Origin of the sequence: Paenibacillus sp. MER TA 81-3 (genome assembly GCF_023713585.1) — a bacterium.
In the GTDB taxonomy this organism is placed as follows: Bacteria; Bacillota; Bacilli; order Paenibacillales; family Paenibacillaceae; genus Paenibacillus_B; species Paenibacillus_B profundus.
In genome coordinates this window covers 301046-323213 of record NZ_JAMAWB010000004.1, presented here as the reverse complement: position 1 = coordinate 323213, position 22168 = coordinate 301046, and the positions used below count along the sequence as shown (strand labels likewise).

General features: G+C 50.5%; 22 protein-coding genes. 9 read left to right on the top strand and 13 right to left on the bottom strand.

The genetic code is table 11. The features are described from left to right. Positions 1–4 precede the first annotated feature (4 nt). From M3650_RS07625 to M3650_RS07590, 8 genes are all read right to left on the bottom strand, one after another. Positions 5–160, bottom strand: coding sequence for an aspartyl-phosphate phosphatase Spo0E family protein (locus M3650_RS07625; protein WP_285848349.1), 156 nt, complete (start codon positions 158–160; stop codon positions 5–7). Between the two features lie 566 nt (positions 161–726). Further along, positions 727–1023, bottom strand: a complete 297-nt coding sequence (locus tag M3650_RS07620; protein WP_251573605.1) for a hypothetical protein — start codon at positions 1021–1023, stop codon at positions 727–729. Between the two features lie 282 nt (positions 1024–1305). After that, a complete protein-coding gene (locus M3650_RS07615; RefSeq protein WP_251573604.1) occupies positions 1306–1800 on the bottom strand; it encodes a GNAT family N-acetyltransferase in 495 nt (164 codons plus the stop codon). Positions 1801–1881: 81 nt separating this feature from the next. Further along, positions 1882–2766, bottom strand: a complete 885-nt coding sequence (locus M3650_RS07610; protein ID WP_251573603.1) for a DMT family transporter — start codon at positions 2764–2766, stop codon at positions 1882–1884. Next, positions 2747–4474 (bottom strand): amylo-alpha-1,6-glucosidase, encoded by a 1728-nt coding sequence (locus tag M3650_RS07605; RefSeq protein WP_251573602.1) that lies wholly within the window; start codon positions 4472–4474, stop codon positions 2747–2749. Before M3650_RS07605 ends, M3650_RS07610 begins: the two co-directional genes overlap by 20 nt. Positions 4475–4492: 18 nt before the next feature. Continuing rightward, a complete protein-coding gene (locus tag M3650_RS07600) occupies positions 4493–5314 on the bottom strand; it encodes a carbohydrate ABC transporter permease (protein WP_019419645.1) in 822 nt (273 codons plus the stop codon). Beyond that, positions 5311–6252, bottom strand: a complete 942-nt coding sequence (locus M3650_RS07595) for a carbohydrate ABC transporter permease (RefSeq protein ID WP_251573601.1) — start codon at positions 6250–6252, stop codon at positions 5311–5313. Before M3650_RS07595 ends, M3650_RS07600 begins: the two co-directional genes overlap by 4 nt. Before the next feature lie 70 nt (positions 6253–6322). Further along, on the bottom strand, positions 6323–7567 hold the full coding sequence (locus M3650_RS07590) for an ABC transporter substrate-binding protein (protein ID WP_251573600.1): 1245 nt from the start codon (positions 7565–7567) through the stop codon (positions 6323–6325). Positions 7568–8107: 540 nt separating this feature from the next. Between M3650_RS07590 and thyX the strand changes: the two genes are divergently transcribed. From thyX to M3650_RS07570, 4 genes are all read left to right on the top strand, one after another. Continuing rightward, entirely contained in the window at positions 8108–8797 is a 690-nt protein-coding gene (thyX, locus tag M3650_RS07585; protein ID WP_251573599.1) for an FAD-dependent thymidylate synthase, read from the top strand. 199 nt (positions 8798–8996) lie between these two features. Next, positions 8997–9590 (top strand): GNAT family N-acetyltransferase, encoded by a 594-nt coding sequence (locus M3650_RS07580; RefSeq protein WP_251573598.1) that lies wholly within the window; start codon positions 8997–8999, stop codon positions 9588–9590. Then, positions 9583–10371, top strand: a complete 789-nt coding sequence (locus M3650_RS07575) for an aminoglycoside adenylyltransferase domain-containing protein (protein ID WP_251573597.1) — start codon at positions 9583–9585, stop codon at positions 10369–10371. Before M3650_RS07580 ends, M3650_RS07575 begins: the two co-directional genes overlap by 8 nt. A gap of 113 nt (positions 10372–10484) precedes the next feature. Beyond that, positions 10485–12815, top strand: a complete 2331-nt coding sequence (locus M3650_RS07570) for a prolyl oligopeptidase family serine peptidase (RefSeq protein ID WP_251573596.1) — start codon at positions 10485–10487, stop codon at positions 12813–12815. A 53-nt stretch (positions 12816–12868) separates the two neighbouring features. Here M3650_RS07570 and M3650_RS07565 read toward each other — a convergent pair whose 3' ends face one another. Next, positions 12869–13465, bottom strand: coding sequence for a hypothetical protein (locus tag M3650_RS07565; RefSeq protein WP_251573595.1), 597 nt, complete (start codon positions 13463–13465; stop codon positions 12869–12871). Positions 13466–13704: 239 nt separating this feature from the next. Here M3650_RS07565 and M3650_RS07560 point away from each other — a divergent pair, with 239 nt between their 5' ends. Then, positions 13705–14067: a VOC family protein gene (locus M3650_RS07560; RefSeq protein ID WP_251573594.1), complete on the top strand. Its 363-nt coding sequence runs from the start codon at positions 13705–13707 to the stop codon at positions 14065–14067. A gap of 72 nt (positions 14068–14139) precedes the next feature. Here the strand turns inward: M3650_RS07560 and M3650_RS07555 are convergent, their stop codons facing one another. Next, positions 14140–15153 (bottom strand): ketoacyl-ACP synthase III, encoded by a 1014-nt coding sequence (locus M3650_RS07555; RefSeq protein WP_285848369.1) that lies wholly within the window; start codon positions 15151–15153, stop codon positions 14140–14142. 253 nt (positions 15154–15406) lie between these two features. Between M3650_RS07555 and M3650_RS07550 the strand changes: the two genes are divergently transcribed. The 3 genes from M3650_RS07550 to M3650_RS07540 all read left to right on the top strand — a co-directional run bounded on the left by M3650_RS07550 (position 15407) and on the right by M3650_RS07540 (position 18486). Next, complete coding sequence (locus M3650_RS07550; protein ID WP_251573592.1) at positions 15407–16321, top strand: polysaccharide deacetylase family protein; 915 nt, start codon at positions 15407–15409, stop codon at positions 16319–16321. Between the two features lie 13 nt (positions 16322–16334). Continuing rightward, positions 16335–17630, top strand: a complete 1296-nt coding sequence (locus M3650_RS07545; protein WP_251573591.1) for an MFS transporter — start codon at positions 16335–16337, stop codon at positions 17628–17630. 133 nt (positions 17631–17763) lie between these two features. After that, positions 17764–18486, top strand: coding sequence for an MOSC domain-containing protein (locus tag M3650_RS07540; protein WP_251573688.1), 723 nt, complete (start codon positions 17764–17766; stop codon positions 18484–18486). Positions 18487–18620: 134 nt separating this feature from the next. Here M3650_RS07540 and M3650_RS07535 read toward each other — a convergent pair whose 3' ends face one another. Then, a complete protein-coding gene (locus tag M3650_RS07535) occupies positions 18621–18947 on the bottom strand; it encodes a MazG-like family protein (protein ID WP_233699065.1) in 327 nt (108 codons plus the stop codon). Between the two features lie 75 nt (positions 18948–19022). Here M3650_RS07535 and M3650_RS07530 point away from each other — a divergent pair, with 75 nt between their 5' ends. Beyond that, positions 19023–19601, top strand: coding sequence for an LOG family protein (locus M3650_RS07530; protein ID WP_019423086.1), 579 nt, complete (start codon positions 19023–19025; stop codon positions 19599–19601). A gap of 22 nt (positions 19602–19623) precedes the next feature. Here M3650_RS07530 and M3650_RS07525 read toward each other — a convergent pair whose 3' ends face one another. Together M3650_RS07525 and treC are read right to left on the bottom strand one after the other, a co-directional pair. Then, positions 19624–19818 carry a hypothetical protein gene (locus M3650_RS07525; protein ID WP_251573590.1) on the bottom strand — a complete coding sequence of 65 codons (195 nt, stop codon included), beginning with the start codon at positions 19816–19818 and terminating at the stop codon, positions 19624–19626. A 633-nt stretch (positions 19819–20451) separates the two neighbouring features. Further along, positions 20452–22152 carry an alpha,alpha-phosphotrehalase gene (treC, locus tag M3650_RS07520; protein ID WP_285848348.1) on the bottom strand — a complete coding sequence of 567 codons (1701 nt, stop codon included), beginning with the start codon at positions 22150–22152 and terminating at the stop codon, positions 20452–20454. Between the last annotated feature and the right edge of the window lie 16 nt (positions 22153–22168).

Sequence of the window (22168 nt, the reverse complement as noted above, 5' to 3'; positions counted from 1 at the left end):
CTCTTCACTCTCCATCATTTTGTTTTCTTCGTTTGTGAAATTCCAAAAGATACACATCCAACTGCTGACTTAGCCTGACAATCTCAACATCTGTAAAACTTTTCTTCTCAGCCACCACTTGTATCAATTGCTGACGGACACTTTCTATTTTATCAAGCAAGTCGCCACGTTTTTCGTAACAAAAGTAAAAAGGCTCAATTGCCGGGACACCCTTTCGTAATTAATGACAGTGTATGATGGGGTTCGCCTCATCCATAAACTGTATCTTTGACTTGATTATAGATGTCGTTGGGAAAAAATACCCTTTTTATGTTTTTTTATGCAACTATTCATTCATCATATATACAATAAAGGACGCCCAAAAAGGCGTCCTTGTATCTCAACAATATGCTGCTCATACTACTATCATTTTGGTAAAATCCACGGAGCTGTGTAAGTAGCAATATCTGTAACTATCCATGGGGCAGTTAAAGCGGCAAGGAAAAGAATCGGTAATTTTGACAACAGTTTTTTCACGCCAACCAACCCTTCCCTCAATTTATTTTGCACTCAAAGATTGGAGTACAGAATCAATCTTTTGGACCTTCGTTATGCTTAAGTATCTATTATCCAAGGGGCTCCACCGCCTAAGAGTACAACTACACCTATTGAGAAGAGTGTTGCGACAATATAAACCGGTGTCCCTGACAACCAATTCTTCATTGTCAACCAGTCCTTTTCTTTGAATTATTGACTTAAAAAATTGAACGCAGTACTTAATTTACGAATCGCTTTTTGATTGAAATGAGGACTTCCATCCATTGCATTAGTCATCAAATATAACATCTCAAAAGCTTTGCCATGAAGGGAGATCCTCACATACTCCAACGCACTTTTCATGTAGCAATCAAAAGCCTCTTCTATGTATTCGTCCAACAACAAGTCTCCTTTTAATTTATAGAAAAGTGCTAGCTTTGAGCGTTTATCCGGAGTTGTACAATTATTTTGAAGGGATATCTCCATTTCAGCTTCATATTTCAGCAATAGTTTGGCCGAACAATAATTCCGCTTCATGAGATATAAGTCCATCAGCATAGTTACACCATATATAAGATTGTATTCAGATGGATTATTTAATTAGTTCCAGTTCCCCGAGTGTTGCAGTCTTCGCAGCAACGGCACTCACAAACTCACCTTCCTTTGCTTGCATGTAATCAACCACCTGCATATTACCATTTTTAATGGAAACAACGCTTATGCACTAACCGATTTATATCATGAATTTCAGTAAAATAATACATTCATGAAAAGCATTCAAGGCGCTCATCATTCGGGCACATAATCCCCTTGCAATTCCTTCTCCATCCTTATATTCGTGAGCATAACGCCCTTCCGTTCCACGCTCTGGGTACGAATTACCGCATACCCATGCTTCTCGAAGAATGGTCTCGCAGTCAAGCTTGCATCGGTATGCGCCATTCGGATGCCCGCGCTTCCCGCATCCCGTTCAAGAGCGGCAACGAGAGCCGAAGCAACGCCCTGCCCTTGATAATCTTTATGTACATACAACCGATCCAAATAACCTTCAGTAGTCATGTCCCCGAACCCGACGATGTCACCCCCGCATTCGGCAACGTATGCGAATCGATCGCGGAACGAGCTTAGCCACTGCCCCGCTCGCGCCTCTTGCTCAGCCCGCGGCGCCCAAGCCTCAAGCTGGGCCTTGGAATAATCGCGCGCATTTACCGTATGAACGGTGTCATAGAACAGCTCCACCATCTGCTGGACATCCGGCGGGCGGAATTCACGGATCGTTATCATTGCAATCCTCCTTACGTGAACGACGATGGGACGCAGGTTGCTGCACCCCCGGCCCGTCTCATTCATTGTTTTGTGATGCGTCTAATTCATGCGCCGCCCCGATTTGTTTTGTAAAAAGCTGAGCTTCGTTTCTGCCGTCACGATCGCTATAAGTATCAAGATGCTGCCGGCGATCATGCGAGGCGTCATCATCTCATGCAGGATGAGCACGGAGAAAAGAGTGCCGAACAACGCTTCCGTCGACAAAATGATGGCCGCTTTCGTTTCGGTCGTATATTTCTGCGCTATCGTCTGCAGGAGGAAAGCAATCGTCGTGCTGAAAATGCCCAAATACGATGCTGCCAGCAGCCCCTTCGTATTCATATTGATATCAAGCGCCTCCCCCCGGAACACGATGACGAGGAAAGACAGCAGGAACGCCACGATCATTTGGATAATAGTAAGTTCTATCGGATGATGCTTCTTAACGAATTCGCATGTAAAAAAAATATGAAGCGCAAAGAAAACGGCGCAAAGCAGCGTCAACCCATCCCCAATATTCAAGCTGAAGTTGAATTCCAAGGATAGGACACCGACACCAATCGCGGCCAGAACCGCACCCATTAATCCGTACTTGTCCAGCTTTCTCCGATATAAGAAATAACCGATAAACGGTACGATCACGACGTTGATGGCCGTCAAGAAGGCGTTCTTAGATGGTGTCGTATATTGCAAGCCGACCGTCTGCAGCGTAAAGGCAAGATACAGAAACACGCCCAACACGATACCTGCGCCGATCGTTGATTTGGTCAAAGTTCGGAAATACTTGCTGAAACAAACGGAAATCAGCACTACGGCAATGAAAAAGCGGATGGCCATCACTTGATAAGGAGTTAACGATTCCAATGAGACCGCTCCGGCAACAAATCCGGTTCCCCAGATGATGGCAACTAGCAGCAGGCCAATTTCACCTGAATATTTTCTCATGATGTTCCTCCGGCGGTTGGATGGACTCTCTGGCCAGCATAAGGAATACACTTGATGTCCATGTAAAGGCCGGATCGACCAAGCCTTGCCCGCTGAACGGATCGAAGTTCTCCGCCATGTCGCCGACCAGCGTCAAATCCATAAATTTGTCAGCTAATCGAGATGCAAATTCATTATATCCATTATGCCGCAAGGCATCAATGAATAAGTAGGTGACAGGCGCCCAGATCGGGCCCAGCCAATAGCCATTTTCCCGGTACAAGGGACTGTGATAGCTTTCCGTACATAAGCCATATCGCGCTTCGAATCTCTCGGCCAAGCCGTTCACGAGCGCTGCGGTCACTTCACTAGGCAGCCGGTACCCGATTATGAGCGGCATATATAGAATCAAGCTGTCTTGATGCGCAATAATCCGGTCCTCAGGCGCATATCTCGCCACGAAGCGGCCGTCCCGATATAATCGCTCCATCAGCAATCCGTACAGTTCATCTGCCTTGTCCGTCCATGCCTTGGCTTCATCCTCCCGCTCCAATTCGGCAGCCATGCCGCTCAAAATATCCAACTGGCGAATCAAATGCGCCGCCAGATCGGGCGCTTCCACCGGGATGCCCTCATGAAAAATGGAGGCGTTATCCCAGCCCGAATCATTCCCATGGTTGTAGACCGGCAGCCGGGAAGCCGCTGAACGGCGATGGTCGAGCCAATAGTTCGTCGCCCTCGCCAAGCTGTCATACACGCGGGCCACGATCTCCCGCTCATTGAACCATGCATTCCGCTGTCTCATGCGCGCGAAGGCCCATGCATGAATAGGCGGCTTGCAGCAATTGAAGGACAGGAACTTGTCGTTGATGAAATCGGCATATATGCCGCTCTCATCCTGATGCGCCATGAAGATGTCGAGTTGAGCCAAGGCAAGCTGCGGGTCATGATCGCTCAGCATCATCGCATTGAAGCAGTTGTCCCAGCTCCAAATGTTGAACATCCAGTTTTTCGACATGTACATCGCGTAGTCCTTAAGCTGTCCCTCAGGGTGAACGACACACGACCAAGTGATATAGGCCGCCAGCCTGCGGGAAGGCTCATATCGCTCTGGAACCGCCGGCATCTGCCGCAGCCACTGCTCATAATGGCGCTCCACCCGTTCGCGCGCCTGTGCGTAATTCTCATACTCCTTCTTCCGCCATACCGTTTTATAGCTTTCAATGACGAAGACGCACCCCTCATCCTTATCATCGTCTGGATTCATGATAAGCTCGATGGCGTCATTGCCGACCACCTTCCATGGAGCTTGGATGCAGGCATTCCCCTGGAGCAAGGTGAACATCAGCTTGATTTCCTTCGAATACAGATGATATTCCCATTGCTTCGCTCCATAGGGCATGAGGCTATCATAGCGCGTTTTCACGGCCGTCAGCTTCAGAGACACCCCAACGAGCCGGCAATGAATGATGTCTTCATCGCTGATGCACAGCTCGGCATACTCCGCTTGATTGTGCCGATGAATGATGCGCAGCCTCGTCTCCGTCACGTCGAGATCATAGGCAGCGGCCTGGCTGTCCTTCATAAGCTCCAGCACAAAGATGCTGCTCGGCGCTTCGTCTCCCCCATGCAAGTCTCTTAGAATCAATCGATTCGTGTCCCTCTCGATGGACACTGCGAAATAAGAACCAAACCGGCTGAAGGGAATTCTGGAAATATCCAATTGCACAACCCCACCCCTTTGCTGCTATTTAATGGCGCCGCTAATTCCTTCCACGATATACTTCTGCGCATACAGGAAGGCAATGACAGGCGGGATAATCATCAAGATCGTAATCGACATGATCGGAAGAATCTGCAGTTCATGCACGCCCTTGAACGAGGCGAGGCCGAGTGCCAACGTATACTTGGTCCGGTCCTGCAAGAAGATAAGCGGTCCTAAATAATCATTCCAGACGGACAGCATGTTCAATACGGCAATGAGCGTCAGCGGAGCCTGCATAATCGGCACGAATATTTTCCAATACGTCTGAAAGTCGTTCGCACCGTCGATCTTGGCCGCATGCTCCAGCTCCTTCGGAACGTTCATGAGGAACTGCCGCAGCAAAAACACATAGTAGGCCGAGCCAAAAAAAGCAGGCACGATAAGCGGCTTCAACGTGTTGATCCAGCCGAACAGATTGAACTGCATATATAACGGAATCATCGTGACGTCCCATGGAATCATCATCGTAGCCAGCAGCAGGATGAACAGGCCATTTTTGAATTTAAAATGGTATCTGGCGAAGCCGTAAGCGATTAACGAACAGGAAATCAATTGTCCGAGCGTCGTCAATACAGTAATCGTGACGGAATTCATGAGATACAGTCCGAACGGTTGGGCTTTCCAAGCGTTCACGAAGTTAACGAATTGCGGCATGCCTGGAAAAATAGCCGGCGGATATTGATGGACTTCAGCTTCCGTCTTCAAGGCGGTCAGTACGATCCAGACAAAAGGAAGCAAGAAGTAAATCGCAAATCCGATTAAAAAAAGATAGACGATTGCTTTATGCCATTTGGACACTTTCATTTCTTCTTGCCCCCTCGTTTCCGTTCATGCTTGACTTCATTCTCATAGAACACCCATGCGGAAGAAGACTTGAAGATAAGCGCCGTCAACAGCAGAATGATGATGAACATGAACCAGGCGTTCGCGCTGGCATATCCCAGCTTGTGATGCTTGAACGCATTATTGTACACGAACAATCCGTAGAAGTACGTCGATTTCAACGGGCCGCCATTCGTCAGCAGCAGGACGAGCGTTAATTGCTGCAACGCGGATATCGTTGACGTTATCAAGTTAAAGAAAAGGGTCGGCGTAATGAGCGGAAGCGTAATGCTCGTAAATTGGCGGATGGAGCCCGCTCCGTCTATTGCAGCCGATTCATACAAATCCGGCGAGATGCCTTTAATGTTCGTATAGAAGATGAGCATCATCGTGCCGACGCCCCATGCGCTGGCAATGACGATCGTGACGATGGCGCTGGCGGGATCGATCAGCCACTTGGGCCCTTCAATGCCGAGCAGCGACAAGGCATAGTTCAAAATGCCGTACTTGCTGTTGAAAATCCAGCCCCAAATAATTGATACGGCCACACCGGACACGACAGCGGGCAAATAAAAGATCGTCCGGAAAATTTTGACCCCTTTGACGGGCTGCGATATCAGCATCGCGAGAATCAATGAAGTGATTAAGCTCAGCGGCACATACAGGACCGCGAACTTCAGCGTGATGCCCAGCGACTTATAAAATTGGGGGTCATTCGTGAACATCTTCGTATAATTTTCGAGTCCGACAAACTTGGGCGCAGACGTTACTGGCCAATCAAAAAAGCTCATGACGAGCGAAAAAACTAATGGTCCGATCGTGAATAGCAATAATCCGACGATCCATGGTGAAATAAACAAATACGGAGTCAATTTTCCTATTATGCGGACTCTTTTATGTCGCGCAGCTGCCTGTTCCATAGTGAACCTCCCGATAAGGATGGTATATTGAAGGAAAAAGGGGTGCGCACACCCCTTTCACCGCAACAACTTATTGTGCCGCCTCATCTAGAGCAGCCTTCGGATCCGTCATCGTGCTCGGGTTGAAGATTTGCTCGAACACGAGTCCAAGCCGCTCCGAGATTTCACTCCAATTCTCGACCTTATACGAGGCTGGCGTATAGTCTTGGCTTTGCTCCAGCATGTTGTAGAACACTTGCTTCAATTCATCCTGCTGCAGCTTCTCACTCTCGACCACGCTCTTCAATACAGGCAACTCGTAATCGATGCGCGCCTTGTTCGCTTCTTCGCTCGTCCAAAATTTGATGAACTCCCAAGCGGCTTCTTTCTTCTTCGAATCCTTCGACATCGAGATGCCGGAGGAAGATACGATGCTGACAGCGCTTCCATCGCGGAAAGCAGGCAGTTCGACAACGCCAAAGTTAATCCCTGCTTCTTTCAAGCTTCCGATTGACCAAGCTCCGTTACTGAACATGGCGACTTTACCGGATTTCATTTCGGTCGAGCCTGAACCTTCGGTCGTAATCGCATAGCCTTCTTTCAGCATGTTTTGGAACATCGTCAATACTTGAATCGATTTCTCGCTGTTGACGTTGCCTTGCAGATTGCCTTCCTTATCGACGTAAGCGGTTCCATTTCCCCATAAAAACATTTCAAAATCGTACGGATCCGGCTTACCCGAGAAGGCGAAGCCACTGATGCTCTCCTCCGGATTGTTCAGCTTCTTGGCCGCTGCCTGCAGATCATCCCATGTCCAGCCGCTCTTCGGATAAGGCACCCCAGCCTTGTCGAACAAGTCCTTGTTGTAGTAAATAACATGTGTCGTGTAGCCTACAGGCAAGCCTAAAATCTTCCCGTTGGCAGAGTTGTAATTCCACAGCGTTTCATAGTAATTGTTTTTGAACTCGGCGCCCTCTTTCCCGATATATTCATCAAGCGGCTCCAGAGCATCCTTGTAGGTCGGGTAATTCCACATGTACATCACATCCGGAGCGTCTTTGGCGCCCATTCCCGCCGCAATCTTCGTATCGTATTCGCTGCCGTATGCCTCCAGGCTGACGTTAATGTCAGGATGGGCTTCATTGAACTTGTCGATCAATTGCTGCTGGAGCGACAAATTCTCTTCCGAATCCCAAGTCGCGAAGCGTACGGTCACTTTCCCGCCTGACTTGCCGTCTTGCGCTGGTTCCGCCGTTCCTCCTCCCCCGCACGCCGACAGAAATAACGAAGCGAGAAGGAAAACAATGAACCATGACTTGCCTTTCGCCTTTTGCATGAAAAGCACCCCTTACTTGTATTTGATTGACTAACTACATTCATGCCAAATCAGGATGTTGAATAAGCTGCGGATTCTAGAGAAACATGCACTGTACAATAAAAATTTCAATTACTACGTGAGTTGATCTAGGAGGTTGTATGCAAGATGCTAGATAAGACCACACCATCTGATGTACAGGGCCAGTCGGAATGGAGAAGATGTTGTTTCTCATTATATTTTTTACCATAGTAAAAAGTCAATATGTTTTACTTAAATAAATCGATTGAAAACACAATACCAGCTCTATTTTGCCCTTTATTTGCTATAATCAGTTTATTTACCATCTTTATCACGGTTTTGTCCCTTTTTTTTACTACAATAACTCTAGTTGAAACAAAATTTTTACTAAAGTATTTTAGTCTTTACATTCCCTTTTCACAAGTAAAAAGTAAAACAAAATGAAAAACATTTCAAAGCATGTCTGTCTGCCTTCAACCATGGAATAATCTATGATAGGATATTTCTAGTTTGCGAAAAAAGGTGAGAGGAGCAGATAGAATGAAAATCAATGTGCTTGATCGCGGTTACGTCCGGCTCGTGGACCATATGGGCAGCGACTTGTCGGTCGTGAACAGCGCCCGAGTGTCCTATGCGAAGCAATCCAAGGAGCTGTCCCCCAATGATTCGAAGCTCATCCAATTTCTCGCCCGGGAGGGGCATACATCCCCATTCCGCCACGCAACCGTGCAATTGGAATTCTACGCGCCGCTTATGGTTGCCAGACAGCATTGGAAATATGTCGTCGGCAGTGATCATACGATGGACGCTTGGAATGAAGCATCGCGCAGATACATAACGATCGACGTCGAGAACTATGTGCCGCAGCCGCTGCAATGGCGCAGCAAGCCGGAGCATTCCAAGCAGGGCAGCGGTGAACCGATGCGGGAAGACATCGGACGCGAAGCGACGGAACGGCTGATGCGCCAAATCGAGCAAGGAATGAAGGACTATGAGTGGGCACTGGAGCAGGGCATCGCGCCGGAGCAAGCGCGTCTGCTCATTCCATCGGCATACGGTATGTACACCGCCTACTATTGGACTGCTTCCTTGCAATCGGTGAGCCACTTCTTGAATCAGCGGCTCGCGCACGATTCCCAGTACGAAATTCAGCAGTACGCTCAGGCTGTCTATGATCTCGTACAGCCCCTGTTCCCTGTCTCGCTTGAACAGCTTCTTCATACGCCCTAAAAACGGGAATAACATGAATACCTTTATGATAAAAATCGGTGCATCCGTTGCAAGCTCAAACGGGGTGTGCCGATTTTTTCGTTCATGCACACCAATCGCTTTTGCGCAGCGCGTGAAATTTCCCCAACCATTTCTGACCCTAACCGTAATATCTTATAACTACCGTCAAATAACGGCGCTTTAGTAAAGGAGCTTGGACATGAGCACGAAAAATCTGTTTCAGGAATTCCCCTTGCTGCAGACTGAACGCTTGCGCCTCAGGCAAGTGACGGAACGGGATTCGCCGTCTATTCTTGAGCTGTTCTCTGACCAAGAGGTCATCCGCTATGTTCCGCTGTCCCGCTTTACGACGACGGAACACGCGCTGCAGGAAATTGCATGGTATACGACCATTTTCCAAGAGCACACAGGACTTAGATGGGGCATCGAAATAAAGGATACGGGAAAGCTTATCGGAACGTGCGGCTTCCTAGACTACAAGCCGGATCATCGCCGGGCGGAGCTTGGCTACGACTTATCCCGCTCCTATTGGGGACACGGGATTATGCCAGAGGCCGCGCAAGCGGTCATCGACTTCGGCTTCGGCGTCATGGAGTTGAACAAAATTGCGGCCAGCATCGTTCCCGAAAATACCGCCTCAGGCAAGGTGCTGTCCAAGCTCGGATTCCGGCAAGAAGGACTGTTGAGACAGCATGAGTTCGAGCATGGCAACTTCGTCGACCTTGCCGTCTACGCCATACTGCGCGAAGAGTACGAGGTTCTTGAACGAGAACGGAGTTCTCGCCATGAATGAGCGCATACCTCCATCCATTCAACCGCTGCTGCGGCAATATGCCGATCTGCTGCAGTCCGAGCTGCCCGATGCATTCCACGGCGTGCACCTGTACGGTTCGATTGCGCTCGGGGCATATGACGATCGGCACAGCGATATCGACTTCGTCACGACCATCAATCGAAGCTTGACCGCTGACGAGCTGTCGGGCCTGAAGAATGTTCACCGCCGTCTTCTGCGCTCATCCCCGTTAGCCAAACGAATGGACGGCATGTACATTCGTTTGGAGGATGTGGGCAAGGTCAATGGCGAATTGCAGCCATACCCTTGCTGCGCCAGCGGAACGTTCAAGCCATCCGCTTTTTGGGATGTGAACCATATTACGTGGTGGACATTGAAGCACCATACCCTTCCGGTCGCCGGACAGGAGCTGCAGCCCTTCATACAGACGGACTGGCGCGACGTCTCGGATACGCTGAAATACAACATTGAAGTCTACTGGGCGCAGAAGGCGGAGAAGCGGCTCTGCTTTTTGCTCGACGAATGGGTGGAAAGCGCGGTGCTCACCCTGTGCCGGATCGAATATACGCTGAAGGAACGGCATATCATCTCGAAAGCAGGCGCCGGAGAGTATGCCCTTGCCGCGCTCCCTGCACAGTGGCACCCTCTGGTGAATGAGGCGCTGCGCATCCGCACCGGCAGCGGCACTGCGGCTTTCTCCTCCCGGTGGGGGAGGGCCACAACGACACAGCAGTTCCTTATGGAACGAATTCGTTTCTGCAAGGAGCGTTACTTTTCATAATGAGAAGTGAATCTGTCCGCTCACAATGTAAAGATTTCCATGAAATATGTAAGGCCAGATAAAGGTGTATAATTAAATTTGAATAGATGTACATATAGAGAGGGGTTAACTAGATGAAGAAAAAAGTCATATCCGCGGCGCTCGCCGCCGTGCTCGTCGCATCCGTTCCGATGTCCGTGATAGCGCAGGAGCAGACCGCCGCCACGCCATGGTACAAGATTGGAGTCAACGCGCTTGTGTCGAAAGGGATTATCGGTGAAAATGCCGATCTCACCGCGACCGTGACAGTCAGCGACTTCGTACGCTATACCGTAACGGCGCTCACTTACCAGCATGGTGTCGATCCTATGAAGGCAGCCGCTGCAGAGGGATGGATTGCCGATGGGGAATTTGCATCGGTTGACGCACCGGTTAAGCGCGGCGAAGTCGCTCGCATCTTGGTGCGTGCTCTCGATCAGGAGCAAGGTGAGACGAGCTTGGCTGAATATGCAGAGCGCGCGAAAGCACTCGGCCTGATGAAGGGCTACCCGGATGGAAAGCTGCATGAGCAAGAAACAGCAACGATTCGTGAAATCGCCTCGGCTCTGGATAACTACAAGAAGCTCGGCCTGTCCAAGATCGACAATAAAGGAGTGCCGCAGATTTCCGTAGAGGATTTCATGCGCAACCCGGGCAGCTTCGCCTACCAGCTTTCGACGGACGGCAACTATATTTCCTATGCCGCTCCATGGGAGAACCGCGCGAATATCTTCGTACAGAAGATGGACGGCTCCAGCGAGCCTGTCCGCGTCACTAGCTCGAAGGATCGCGACATTGCCGGATTCCTCTGGAAAGGCGATCATGTATTGTATTTGAAGGATAAGGGCGGAGATGAGAACTACCACCTGTATTCCGCAGCCTTCAACGGCAACGAAGAGAAGGACTTGACACCGTTTGATAAGGTCCGCGTCGGTCTCGTCAGCATGCTGTCCGGGGTGAAGGACGAAATCCTCATCACGATGAACAAAGACGATGCGAAAGTGTTCGACGTATACAAGCTGAACGTGAAGACGGGCGCAACCAAGCTCGTGGCCAAAAACCCGGGCAACATCCAAGCCTGGATTCCCGATCATGAAGGCAAAATCCGGCTCGCCGTAGCGTCAGACGGCATCGAAGGCACCGTGCTGTACCGGAATACGGAAGCGGAGGAATTCAAACCGTTCATCACGATGGGAGCCGGAGATACCGTGAATCCGCTCGCGTTCTCCAAGGATAACAAGACCATCTATGCGGTATCCAACAAGGGCCGTGACAAAGCGGCGCTCGTTACGTACGATTTGCAGGGCAAGGAGAACGTGCTGTATTCACATCCAGATGTGGATCTGGCAGGCGCAATGTACGACGCGAAGCAAGACAAATTGCTAATGACTGCTTATATGACGGATAAAGTTCATGTGAAATTTTTCGATGATAAATTTGAAGCCTTGTATAAGAAGCTGCAGGACAAATTGAACGTATCGGAAAGCGAAATCGGCCTGAACGATTACAATGAAAACATGACGAAATTCATCGTCAGCATGTCCAACGATAAAACGTACGGCAAGTACTATTACTATGATTCCACAACTGATCAGTTGACGCCGCTTGCCAATTTGAGCGAATGGCTCAAATCCGACAATCTGGCCGATATGCAGCCGATCTCGTATAAGAGCAGAGATGGATTGACGATTCATGGATACTTGACGCTGCCGAAGAACAAGACGCCGGAACAGCTGCCGCTCATCGTCAACCCGCACGGCGGTCCTTGGGCGCGCGACATGTGGGGCTTCAATCCGGAAGTGCAGCTGCTTGCGAACCGCGGTTATGCCGTGCTGCAAGTCAATTTCCGCTCTTCGACTGGTTATGGCAAAGCGTTCCTGGATGCCGGCAACAAGCAATGGGGACGGAAAATTCAAAATGACATCACCGACGGCGTACAGTGGGCCATCAAGCAGGGTATTGCTGATCCCGATCGCGTCGGCATCTATGGAGCATCGTTCGGAGGATATGCGACTCTGGCAGGCATCACCTTCACTCCTGATATGTATGCGGCCGCTGTCGATTATGTAGGCGTGTCCAACATCTTCACGCTGCTTGATACGCTGCCTCCATATTGGGAGACGAACCGCAACATGTTCTACGAACGTGTAGGTCATCCGGAGAAAGACAAAGATCTGCTCAAGGAGGTCTCCCCGGTATTCCACGCGGACAAAATCGTAACGCCACTCTTCGTAGCTCAGGGCGCCAACGATCCGCGGGTGAACAAGGCGGAATCCGATCAAATCGTCGAAGCGCTGAAAAAGAGAGGCATCGATGTGGAGTACATGGTCAAAGACAATGAAGGCCACGGCTTCAACAACGAAGAGAACCGCATCGAGTTCTACAATGCCATGCTCAAGTTTCTGGATACGCATCTGAAAAAATAAGAAAATAAGACCAAAGAAGACACCGGGAATCATGTGCCCGGTGTCTTTTTTGCCTATCTTTGCGTTCGCTCTGCCAGCTCGGTAATCCAATACGCCAAAAATTCCTTCACCCGTTCGTCTTCCTCAATGTGCAGCACACGTTGAAAGAGCCACCTCACACGCTCCTTCAGCGTCCGGTCGCGCTGGCTGCATAATCCAAGCAGATCGACGCAATGCAGCCGTTCGGTCCCGGTTCCATATTCGAGCCAATCCACGTAAACCGCCGTACCACGGGCAATCTCACGCATACATTGCTCGTTCAGCCGCGAATGGCCGCTCTCCATGCTGACTTCCGCCGGTTCCCCGGACGCAATTTGAACCAGCAGTTCCAACATGAATGGCCGTGCCGCGTCCGTCGCGCGCTGCATGATGCCTAGCAAGCAGATGACAGTTGGAATGGCGGCTTCATACAACGCCCCTTGCACGACGACCGTATTTTCAATCTGCCAGCAGGCTTGTTCCGCTTGTTGCACAGTGGCGGCTTGTTGCAGTTGAAGCAGGGCGTTCGGCAGATGCTCTGTCGTGCCCGCCGCCCGGTACTCCGACCACGGGATGCGAATGATGTCCCAAGCCATAGCATTTGGCACCTCTTTTACAGAAGATTTCTTCATGCATAATCTACCTAACCTATCTATAACAATCCGATTCGAAGAAGACATTAGCCTAGGGACAGCATATGCCTTTTGGCCGCAAGAAGTTCCTCGCAACGATGTCGCTGCCACACGGTTGTGTCCGTATTCAGTCGTATGATAGAATAATCAGAACATGCGTTCTTTAATCTGAATGCCCGTTTATGATTGTGAATAGAGGACAATCTATATTAATATTGGACGAAAAAGGGTGATGATGAATGATTAAGCAAATTTCTACGGTAGCCGTATATGTGGAAGATCAGCAAAGAGCGAAGCAATTCTGGACGGAGCAGGTCGGCTTTGCCGTTACGGCCGAATTCCCGATGGGACCGAACACCTTCTGGCTGGAAGTCGGGCCTGAAGACGCGCAATCACGCCTCGTTCTGTATCCAAAATCGATGATGAGCAACTGGGAGGAGCAGAAGGCGTCCATCGTCTTCGAATCCGATGACGTGCTTGGCGCGTACGAGAAGATGAAGGCTAAGGGCGTCGAATTTGCCGGTGAACCGCAGCAGATGCAGTGGGGCACCTACGTTAACTTTAGAGACCTGGACGGCAATGAATTTCTGCTGAAGGGATAACCAAGAGAACACGAAGAGCCGCACCCCGGATTAACCACGGGCTGCGGCCCTTTTCTTCACTCATTCTTAATGTTACAGCGGTGTCGGTTCCGATACCTGTTCGTCAAAGTTAAGGTGCACAAGCTGCCCTGCATGAACCAACCCGGCGCCAAAACCGTACATAAGCGCCCGATCTCCATTTTGAACTTTGCCATTACGGATACCCAGATCTAGCGATAAGGGAATAGATGCAGCCGAGGTGTTCCCGAAGTTGACCAAGCTATATAATGTTTTTTCCATTGGGTAATTCAACTTCTCGCAAATCGGCTCGATCAAACGCAAATTAGCGCTATGAGGGATGAACCAGTCTACTTGATCCAAATCGGAGTGTGCTTTATCCAACAGCTGATGAATACCGGAAGGCACCGTTCGAGCAACCCACCGCAGCACCTCTCTCCCATTTTGAACAAGACATTGAGTATCCACCAATTCAATCTCATTTATTTTGTTGGCTAGACCTGTGCGATATACGTGCTGCGCCCCTTTCCCATTGCTCCCCAAATGGAATCCGATGAAGCTCTGGAATTGATCATCTCTTTCAACCAGCACAGCGCCAGCGCCATCACCAAATAATATGCAAGTGCTTCGGTCCGAATAATCCGTAATCTTTGAAAGCGTATCTGCTCCAAGCACTAATATTTTCCGATGCAATCCAGACGCAATGTAACTGTGTGCCGTATGCAATGCATATACAAATCCTGCACAGGCCGCACTGATGTCAATCGCCCCAGCCGTCTGGGAAATTTGTAAACGTTCCTGTATCAGACACGCTACTGAGGGAAATGAAAAGTTAGGTGTGCTTGTTGCAACTATAATCATATCTACATCTTCAACGTTTTTATTGTATCTTTTGATCAAATCTTTCACAGCAGCCGCACATAGATCGCTTGTAAATTCATCAGGTTGACTAATTCTGCGCTCCTGAATGCCCGTTCTTTGCAAAATCCACTCATTGCTCGTTTCAACCATGCCCTCAAGCTCCACATTGGTTAGCTTTTTTTGTGGCACATAAGTTCCGATAGCCGTAATTCTTGCTTTTATCACCATTCCCACCTCGCCATGTCTGGTAATTGGTATTAATACTTGGTACTAATATTAACAGTAACTTTTGTCATAATCAATTAATTGATTCTAAATATGTCCATAATGGAGATATCTTGGATCTGAAAAGTTGCAAAAGTTGCTTTATTAAACTAAACAAGCACTTCCATACCAGTTATGCAAGTTTCCAGCTTGGCAGGAATATAGTCTTACTAAGCATGATTTAAAACGATTCCAATATAAAACGGAGGCGTATGCGATGAATGTGTTGAGCGCGCTCGGGTATCAAGCGACGGATCGGCTACTCATAGTCAATGCGGATGATTTCGGCATGTGCCACGCTACGAATGAAGCCATCAAGCAGCTTCTCGACGAAGGCGCCGTATCGTCCGCTACGGTGATGATGCCGTGCGGATGGGCTCAGGACGCGGCGGTCTGGAGTGCCGCCCATCCACAGGCCGATGTCGGGATACACCTGACATTTACAAGCGAATGGGAAGGCTTCAAATGGGGGCCGGTTAACCGCCGCGGCGATACCTCATCACTCGTCACGGCAGAGGGGTATTTTCCAAGCGACTGCCTAGCGTTCGAACAGCAAGCCGACCTAGAACAAGTTCGCGACGAAATCATCGCCCAGCTCGAGATGGCGTACGCTATCGGAATGAATCCTACGCATCTCGACAATCATATGGGCAGCTTATACGGCCTCGCGACAGGCCGGGATTTTCTTGACATCGTGTTCGATGTTTGCGCAGAATACGGCTTGCCCTTCCGCCTGCCGAAGTCGATTGAAGGCATGCAGCTTCCTCCAGAGATGGGGCCGTTAGCACTGCAGCGGGCCGAACAGGCCGCAGCCAAGGGCGTCGTCATTCTGGATGAACTGCTTAGTCTCCCCTATGCAAGTCAGGAAGGGCAGAGCGAGGAACAAATGAAAGCAGCGATGATCGCGCTGCTCCGCAGCTTGAAGCCGGGGCTGTCCGAAATCATCATCCATCCTTCGTTCATCACTGGGGAATTGCAGGCGATTACACCGCATTGGGAGCGGCGCGGTATGGAGTTCCAGCTCTTGCTTGATCCAGACATGAAGCAGGTTATCGCCGATGAAGGCATTCATCTGATACGCTGGGCCGATCTGCGGGACGTGCAGCAGGGCATGCCACCGCAGCGTCAGTAGGAGGCGGAAGCATATGGGCATTCACATTACTCCGGCCCGCAAAACGGCGTTTACGGCCGGGAACTTATCCTCCAACCTAATGGCGCAGATGTTCTCGGCTTACATTGTGTATTATTACGTCGATGTGCTCGGCGTCCGTCCTGGCCTTATCGGAATAGCGATGGTCATCCATGGCATATTAGGGGCTATTCTCAATCCTCTCTTCGGTTATGTATCCGATCGATTCCGCACGCGCTGGGGGCGCCGTGTCCCTTATATCGCGTTTGGCATAATTCCGCTGGCGGCGGTATTTACGCTGCTATGGTTCCCGCTTTCCTCCGGCATGGGTCTGTTCTGGTACTTCCTCTTCATCGTTCTGCTCTACGACGTGCTCTACGTGCTTGTCATTCTGAACTACTCCGCCTTGTTTCCCGAAATGTTCGTTACTATGAAGGAACGTGCCTCCGCCTCGTCCTGGAAGCAGATGTTCGGCATCATCGGCATGATTGCCGGCGTGGCTGTGCCGCCGCTCATCTACGACCGTTACGGTTGGGGAGCGATGGGAATTATATTCGGTATCATTGCCGCACTGTTCATGGGCGCGATGGTCTGGGGTTCGAGAGAAAACGAACTGGCGGCCCCGGACACATTCGGCTTATGGCAATCGGTCGTGCATACCTTTTCCAACCGCTTCTTCGTCATTTACGTCCTCGGCGGCTTCTTCGTGCAGTTGACCTTCGCCCTCCTGCCCGCGGCGATTCCGTTCTTCACCAAATATGCGCTCCATGCAGAGGAAAGCGCCAATTCAATTCTGCTCGGTCTCGTCTTCGTCACCGCCATTCCATGCGTCTATGTATGGGCGCGTTGGACGAACCGCTTCGGTCCGCGCAAGACGATGCTGGCCGCCATCGTATGCTACGCTGTGGCGCTAGCCCCGCTCTTGTTCGTCATCTCCCCGGCTGCTGCCTATGTGACGGGCGCGGCCATCGGCTTCGGTCTGGCAGGCATCATCATGCTGCTTGACGTCCTGCTTGCCGAAGTCATCGACGAGGATGAACGCAGAACGGGAGCGCGCCGTGAAGGCATGTATTTCGGCATGAACGGCTTCATCATCCGCTTCGGCGTGTCGCTGCAGGCAGTCGTTATGAGCCTTGTGCTGGAACAGAGCGGTTATGTCGCCAACGCCCAGACCCAGCCTGAAGCGGCGATTATCGGCATCCGCTTAATGTTGGCGGGCATTCCGATTCTATCCCTCGTATTAGCCTTCATCTGCTTCTACTGCTATCGCCTTGGCGCAGCACGACCGTCGAATGGGCATCCTCGCGAATAATACCATATTCATCCATTTTCGAAATGAAGACATTCTCCCCGGGGAACGGCACGCCTTGACCGAAACGATCGAATAGCAGACAATGGAAGCAACAACTACTGATAACCTTTTGAATCGGAGCGTGAAAGGAACTATGGAACACATCGGCGCACTCAAAGAAATCGTAAGACACCCGGTGAAATCCTTCCGGGGAGAGCGAGTTCAACACACGAAGTTGATGGATTATGGCTTATACGGGGATCGAAGCCACGTCTTCTTGGATGACACGCGGCCAGGGAAGTATGTAACGATTACCCAGTGTCCGAAAATGGCGCAATATGAAGCCCGCTTTGCAGGACCTGACAATGTGGAGCAATATCCGCGCGTAGAGGTTCGTTCACCGAATGGCATCGTATATGATTGGGAGGATGAGGCGCTGAAGCTGGAGCTGGAACAGGAGTCAAAGCGAGCCATCACGCCGCATAGCTATACGCCGCAGCACGTCCCGTTCGGCGCCCTTGAGGAAGCTCACATCCTCCTCGTGACCGATGCATCGGTTAGAGAGCTGGAGCAGCTGTGGGGAGGCCACATCGATTACAATCGTTTTCGGCCGAATCTATTCATCCAATTGGATGACCCCCTTCCATTCGTCGAAGAACAATGGCTCGGCAGAAGGCTGCGCATTGGAGCTGCAGAGTTAGAATTGAACAGCTTGTGCGAACGGTGCATGATCATTACGGTCGATCCAGACAGCGGGGAACGGGATGCTTCGCTGCTGAAGACCGTCGTGCAGGAGCGGAGCAGCAACTTCGGCGTGTACGCCTCAGTCTTGAAGACCGGTGACATCGAAGCAGGACAGCCTATATATTTAATATAGAAGAAGCGGGATAAATGACATCGTTCATCTATCCCGCTTCTTCTATCGATGGGCTCTTGATTGTCGCGCCGCCTGCTCCAGCAGGCCTTCATCCGCTTCGAGCAGCTCGTCCGGCAACTTTTTCAAATCGAGACTTAACCTTCGCTGCTGCCGAATCGCTTCTCCAGCTTTTCTATATGCGCCTGCGCTATTTCACTCAGCTCGATGTCGTATTTTTCCGACAAAACAATAAGATTGGCAAGCACGTCGCCCAATTCCTCCACAAGCTCTTGCCGCAGTTCCTCACCGCTCTTCTCGCCTTCATCCGGACGATCACGCCCGATCTCAAGCGCCCGTACGACCCTTGCCACTTCCCCGACCTCTTCCATCAGGAAGCCCACGCGGATAAACGGATTGTACTGCGACCACTCCCGCGCACGGTAAAATTGCTGCACCCATTCTTGGAACGGCTTCATCTCCATCGTTTTTTAACTTCCTTTCCTCTTCCATGATGTCTATACTTAGAACAGTATAGCAGATAAAGGAGGCACTCTATCATGAAAAAAATATGCGTTTATGCCGGCTCGAATCTAGGCAACCACCCAGACTTTGCAGTGAAGTCGCAGCAGTTGGGACGTCTGATGGCCGAACGGCAGCTGGAGCTTGTATACGGTGGTTCCAATGTCGGATTGATGGGCGAGGTCGCCAATGAAATGCTCCGACTCGGCGGCAAAGTGACAGGCGTCATGCCACGCGGACTGTTCCGCGGCGAGATCGTTCATACGCAGCTGACGGAACTGATTGAAGTGAAAGACATGCGCGAACGCAAAGCGACGATGAGCGATCTGGCCGACGCCTTCATCGCCCTGCCGGGCGGCTTCGGCACGTTCGAGGAGCTGTTCGAGATGATTAGCTGGGGGCAGCTCGGCATTCATAAAAAACCGATCGGCGTGCTCAATATCGAAGGCTACTATACACCGATGATGGAAATGGTGCGTCACTCGATTCAAGCAGGCTTCGTAAAGGCGGAACATGAGCAATTAATATTGAACTCGCCAGAACCTGCCGAGCTGCTGGATCAATTGAGCAGCTACGTGCCGCCAGTGTTCGGGAATAAGTGGAATCAATTGGACTAATTCCTGATTTCACCGCTGCAAGCTATGCTAGTTCATCTGTGGAGGCCTTCGGATCATCATCCACCAAGCTTCTCCACAGATAGAACGCCGCATATGCTTCCCATCCGCTCCAACCTCGCTGCCATCCGTTCGATTCCTGACTCCTTCGACAGCCCTCCGCTAACCGTTCGCCTAGCCGCCTCAATTCCCTAATGACATGCTCCATTTTTTTGACCAAAATTTCAGCGCCAGTATGTCGTCTACAGACAGCCCCGCCGATTGTGATCCGTCATGACTAATCCGGTCTCTAGAAAGAACGTATGCTCTCACCGAAATTTTCCCGCACCATCGATGTATCTACGCTCTTAGCACCACTATCCCCGTTACTCATATTCACCTTTCACTTCAAGCATATCGTTTGACCAGTACCTAGCAGCTTTTTTATCATGGGTTTGGAAAATGCCGATATCCGTAATAATGGCGTGACTGAGCTGGGAGGAGAGTGACTATAAGCGCCTGCATTCAAGTTACTCTCCAGCAAAAAAGTTAAAACTCCTTACGTTAATTATGGGTGCAGAATATATGCGACATCAGTATTGACGACATACCTGAGCCGGGGGGAGAGTGACTATAAGAGTCTGCAATCAAGATGATGCCCTCACACCTTTGCCGTTCCTGCGCGAACGGGAGAGTGTGCATAAGCACTTAAAGAATAGGATCAGGCAGTCCCTCGCAATTTCATCCTTTTTCTTATATTAAAAAGCTCCCCCTATAAAAAGAGGAGCTTCTAATAGAGCTTCTATATTCTGTTGAGCACAAGTTGTTCAGCCTCGTGCAGCATGTCATGTCAATGTGGCTCAGCGACTACATCTTACTTGTCGTTCACCACATGGAAAGCAACCGATTCATATGGGCGCAGGACGAGCCGTTCCATCGTATTCGGCGTGTCCGCATAGTTGCTTAGCAGAATGCGTGCATCGCCAGATACTCCAGCCTGCTGTGGCAGAGTGAACGTCGTCTCGCGGCTGTAGAAATTACTTATGACGAGCAGGTGCTCCTTCTTGTAGGAACGCACATACGCGAAGATGTCCGGATGGTCAGCCAGCAGCAGCTTATAATCACCGTACACGATAATGTCGTATTGCTTGCGCAATTCAATCAATGTACGATAGTGATGGAAAATGGAGTCCGGATTCTGCAGCGCCTCCTCGGCATGAACGGTGCGGTAGTTCGGCGCTGTCTGGATCCACGGCGTTCCGCTCGTGAAGCCGCCGTGCTCCGAATCATTCCATTGCATCGGCGTACGTGAATTATCGCGCGATTTCTGCTGCAGAGCAGCCATCATATCAGATTCGGAAACACCGCGTTCCCGCAGCATCTGATACGCATTGATGGATTCAACGTCGCGGTAATCGGCGATGTCAGCGAAATGCGGGTTCGTCATCCCAAGCTCTTCACCTTGGTACACGTATGGCGTCCCTTGCATCAGATGCAGCGTCGTCGCGAGCATCTTGGCGGAAGGCACGCGGTACGCCCCGTCGTCGCCGAACCGGGATACGGCCCGCGGCTGATCGTGGTTGCACCAGAACAGAGCGTTCCAGCCGCCGCCTGCGTTCATCCCTACTTGCCAGTCGCTCATAATCTGCTTCAGCTGCAAGAAATCAAATTCAGCGGCTACCCATTTCTCACCCTGCGGATAATCCACCTTCAGATGGTGGAAGTTGAACACCATGCTCAACTCGCGCTCATCCGGCCGAGTGTACTTCACGCAGTTATCCATCGTCGTCGAAGACATCTCGCCGACCGTCAGCAGCTGTGAATATTGCGAAAATACTCGCGCGTTCATTTCCTTCAAAAATTCATGAATGCGCGGGCCGTCCGTATAATATTTCCGTCCGTCAGCCGTCGGCATATCCAGCGAATCATCAGGAAAGCGTTGATCCTTGGAGATGACGTTGATGACATCCAGCCGGAACCCGTCAACGCCTTTGTCGAGCCAGAACTGCATCATGTCGTACACACGGTCCCTGAGCATAGGGCTCTCCCAGTTCAAATCCGCTTGGGACACGTCGTATAGATGCAAGTAATATTGCCCCGTCGCTTCGTCATATGCCCAGGCGCTGCCGCCGAACTTCGATTGCCAATTGTTCGGGGCTCCGCCGTTCATGCCGTCTTTCCAAATATAATAGTTGCGCAAAGGGCTGTCTGTGCCTTGGGCCGACTCCTTAAACCATGCATGCTCCGTCGACGTATGGTTGACGACGATATCCATGATGATTCTGATGCCTTTGGCATGTGCCTCGCGCAGCAGTTCCTCGAACGTCTCCATCGTGCCGTATTCCGGCTGGATACGATAATAGTCGCTAATGTCGTAACCATTATCCTTCTGCGGAGATTCATAGATCGGAGTGAGCCAAATGACATCGATGCCCAGTTCCTGCAAATAGTCCAGCTTGTCAATAATGCCTTGTAAATCGCCAAGTCCGTCTCCATCCGTATCGTTGAAGCTCTTCGGATAGATTTGATAAATGACTGATTTCTTCCACCACTCCTGCTCCAATTCCTGTTTCATCACTTGCACCACCATG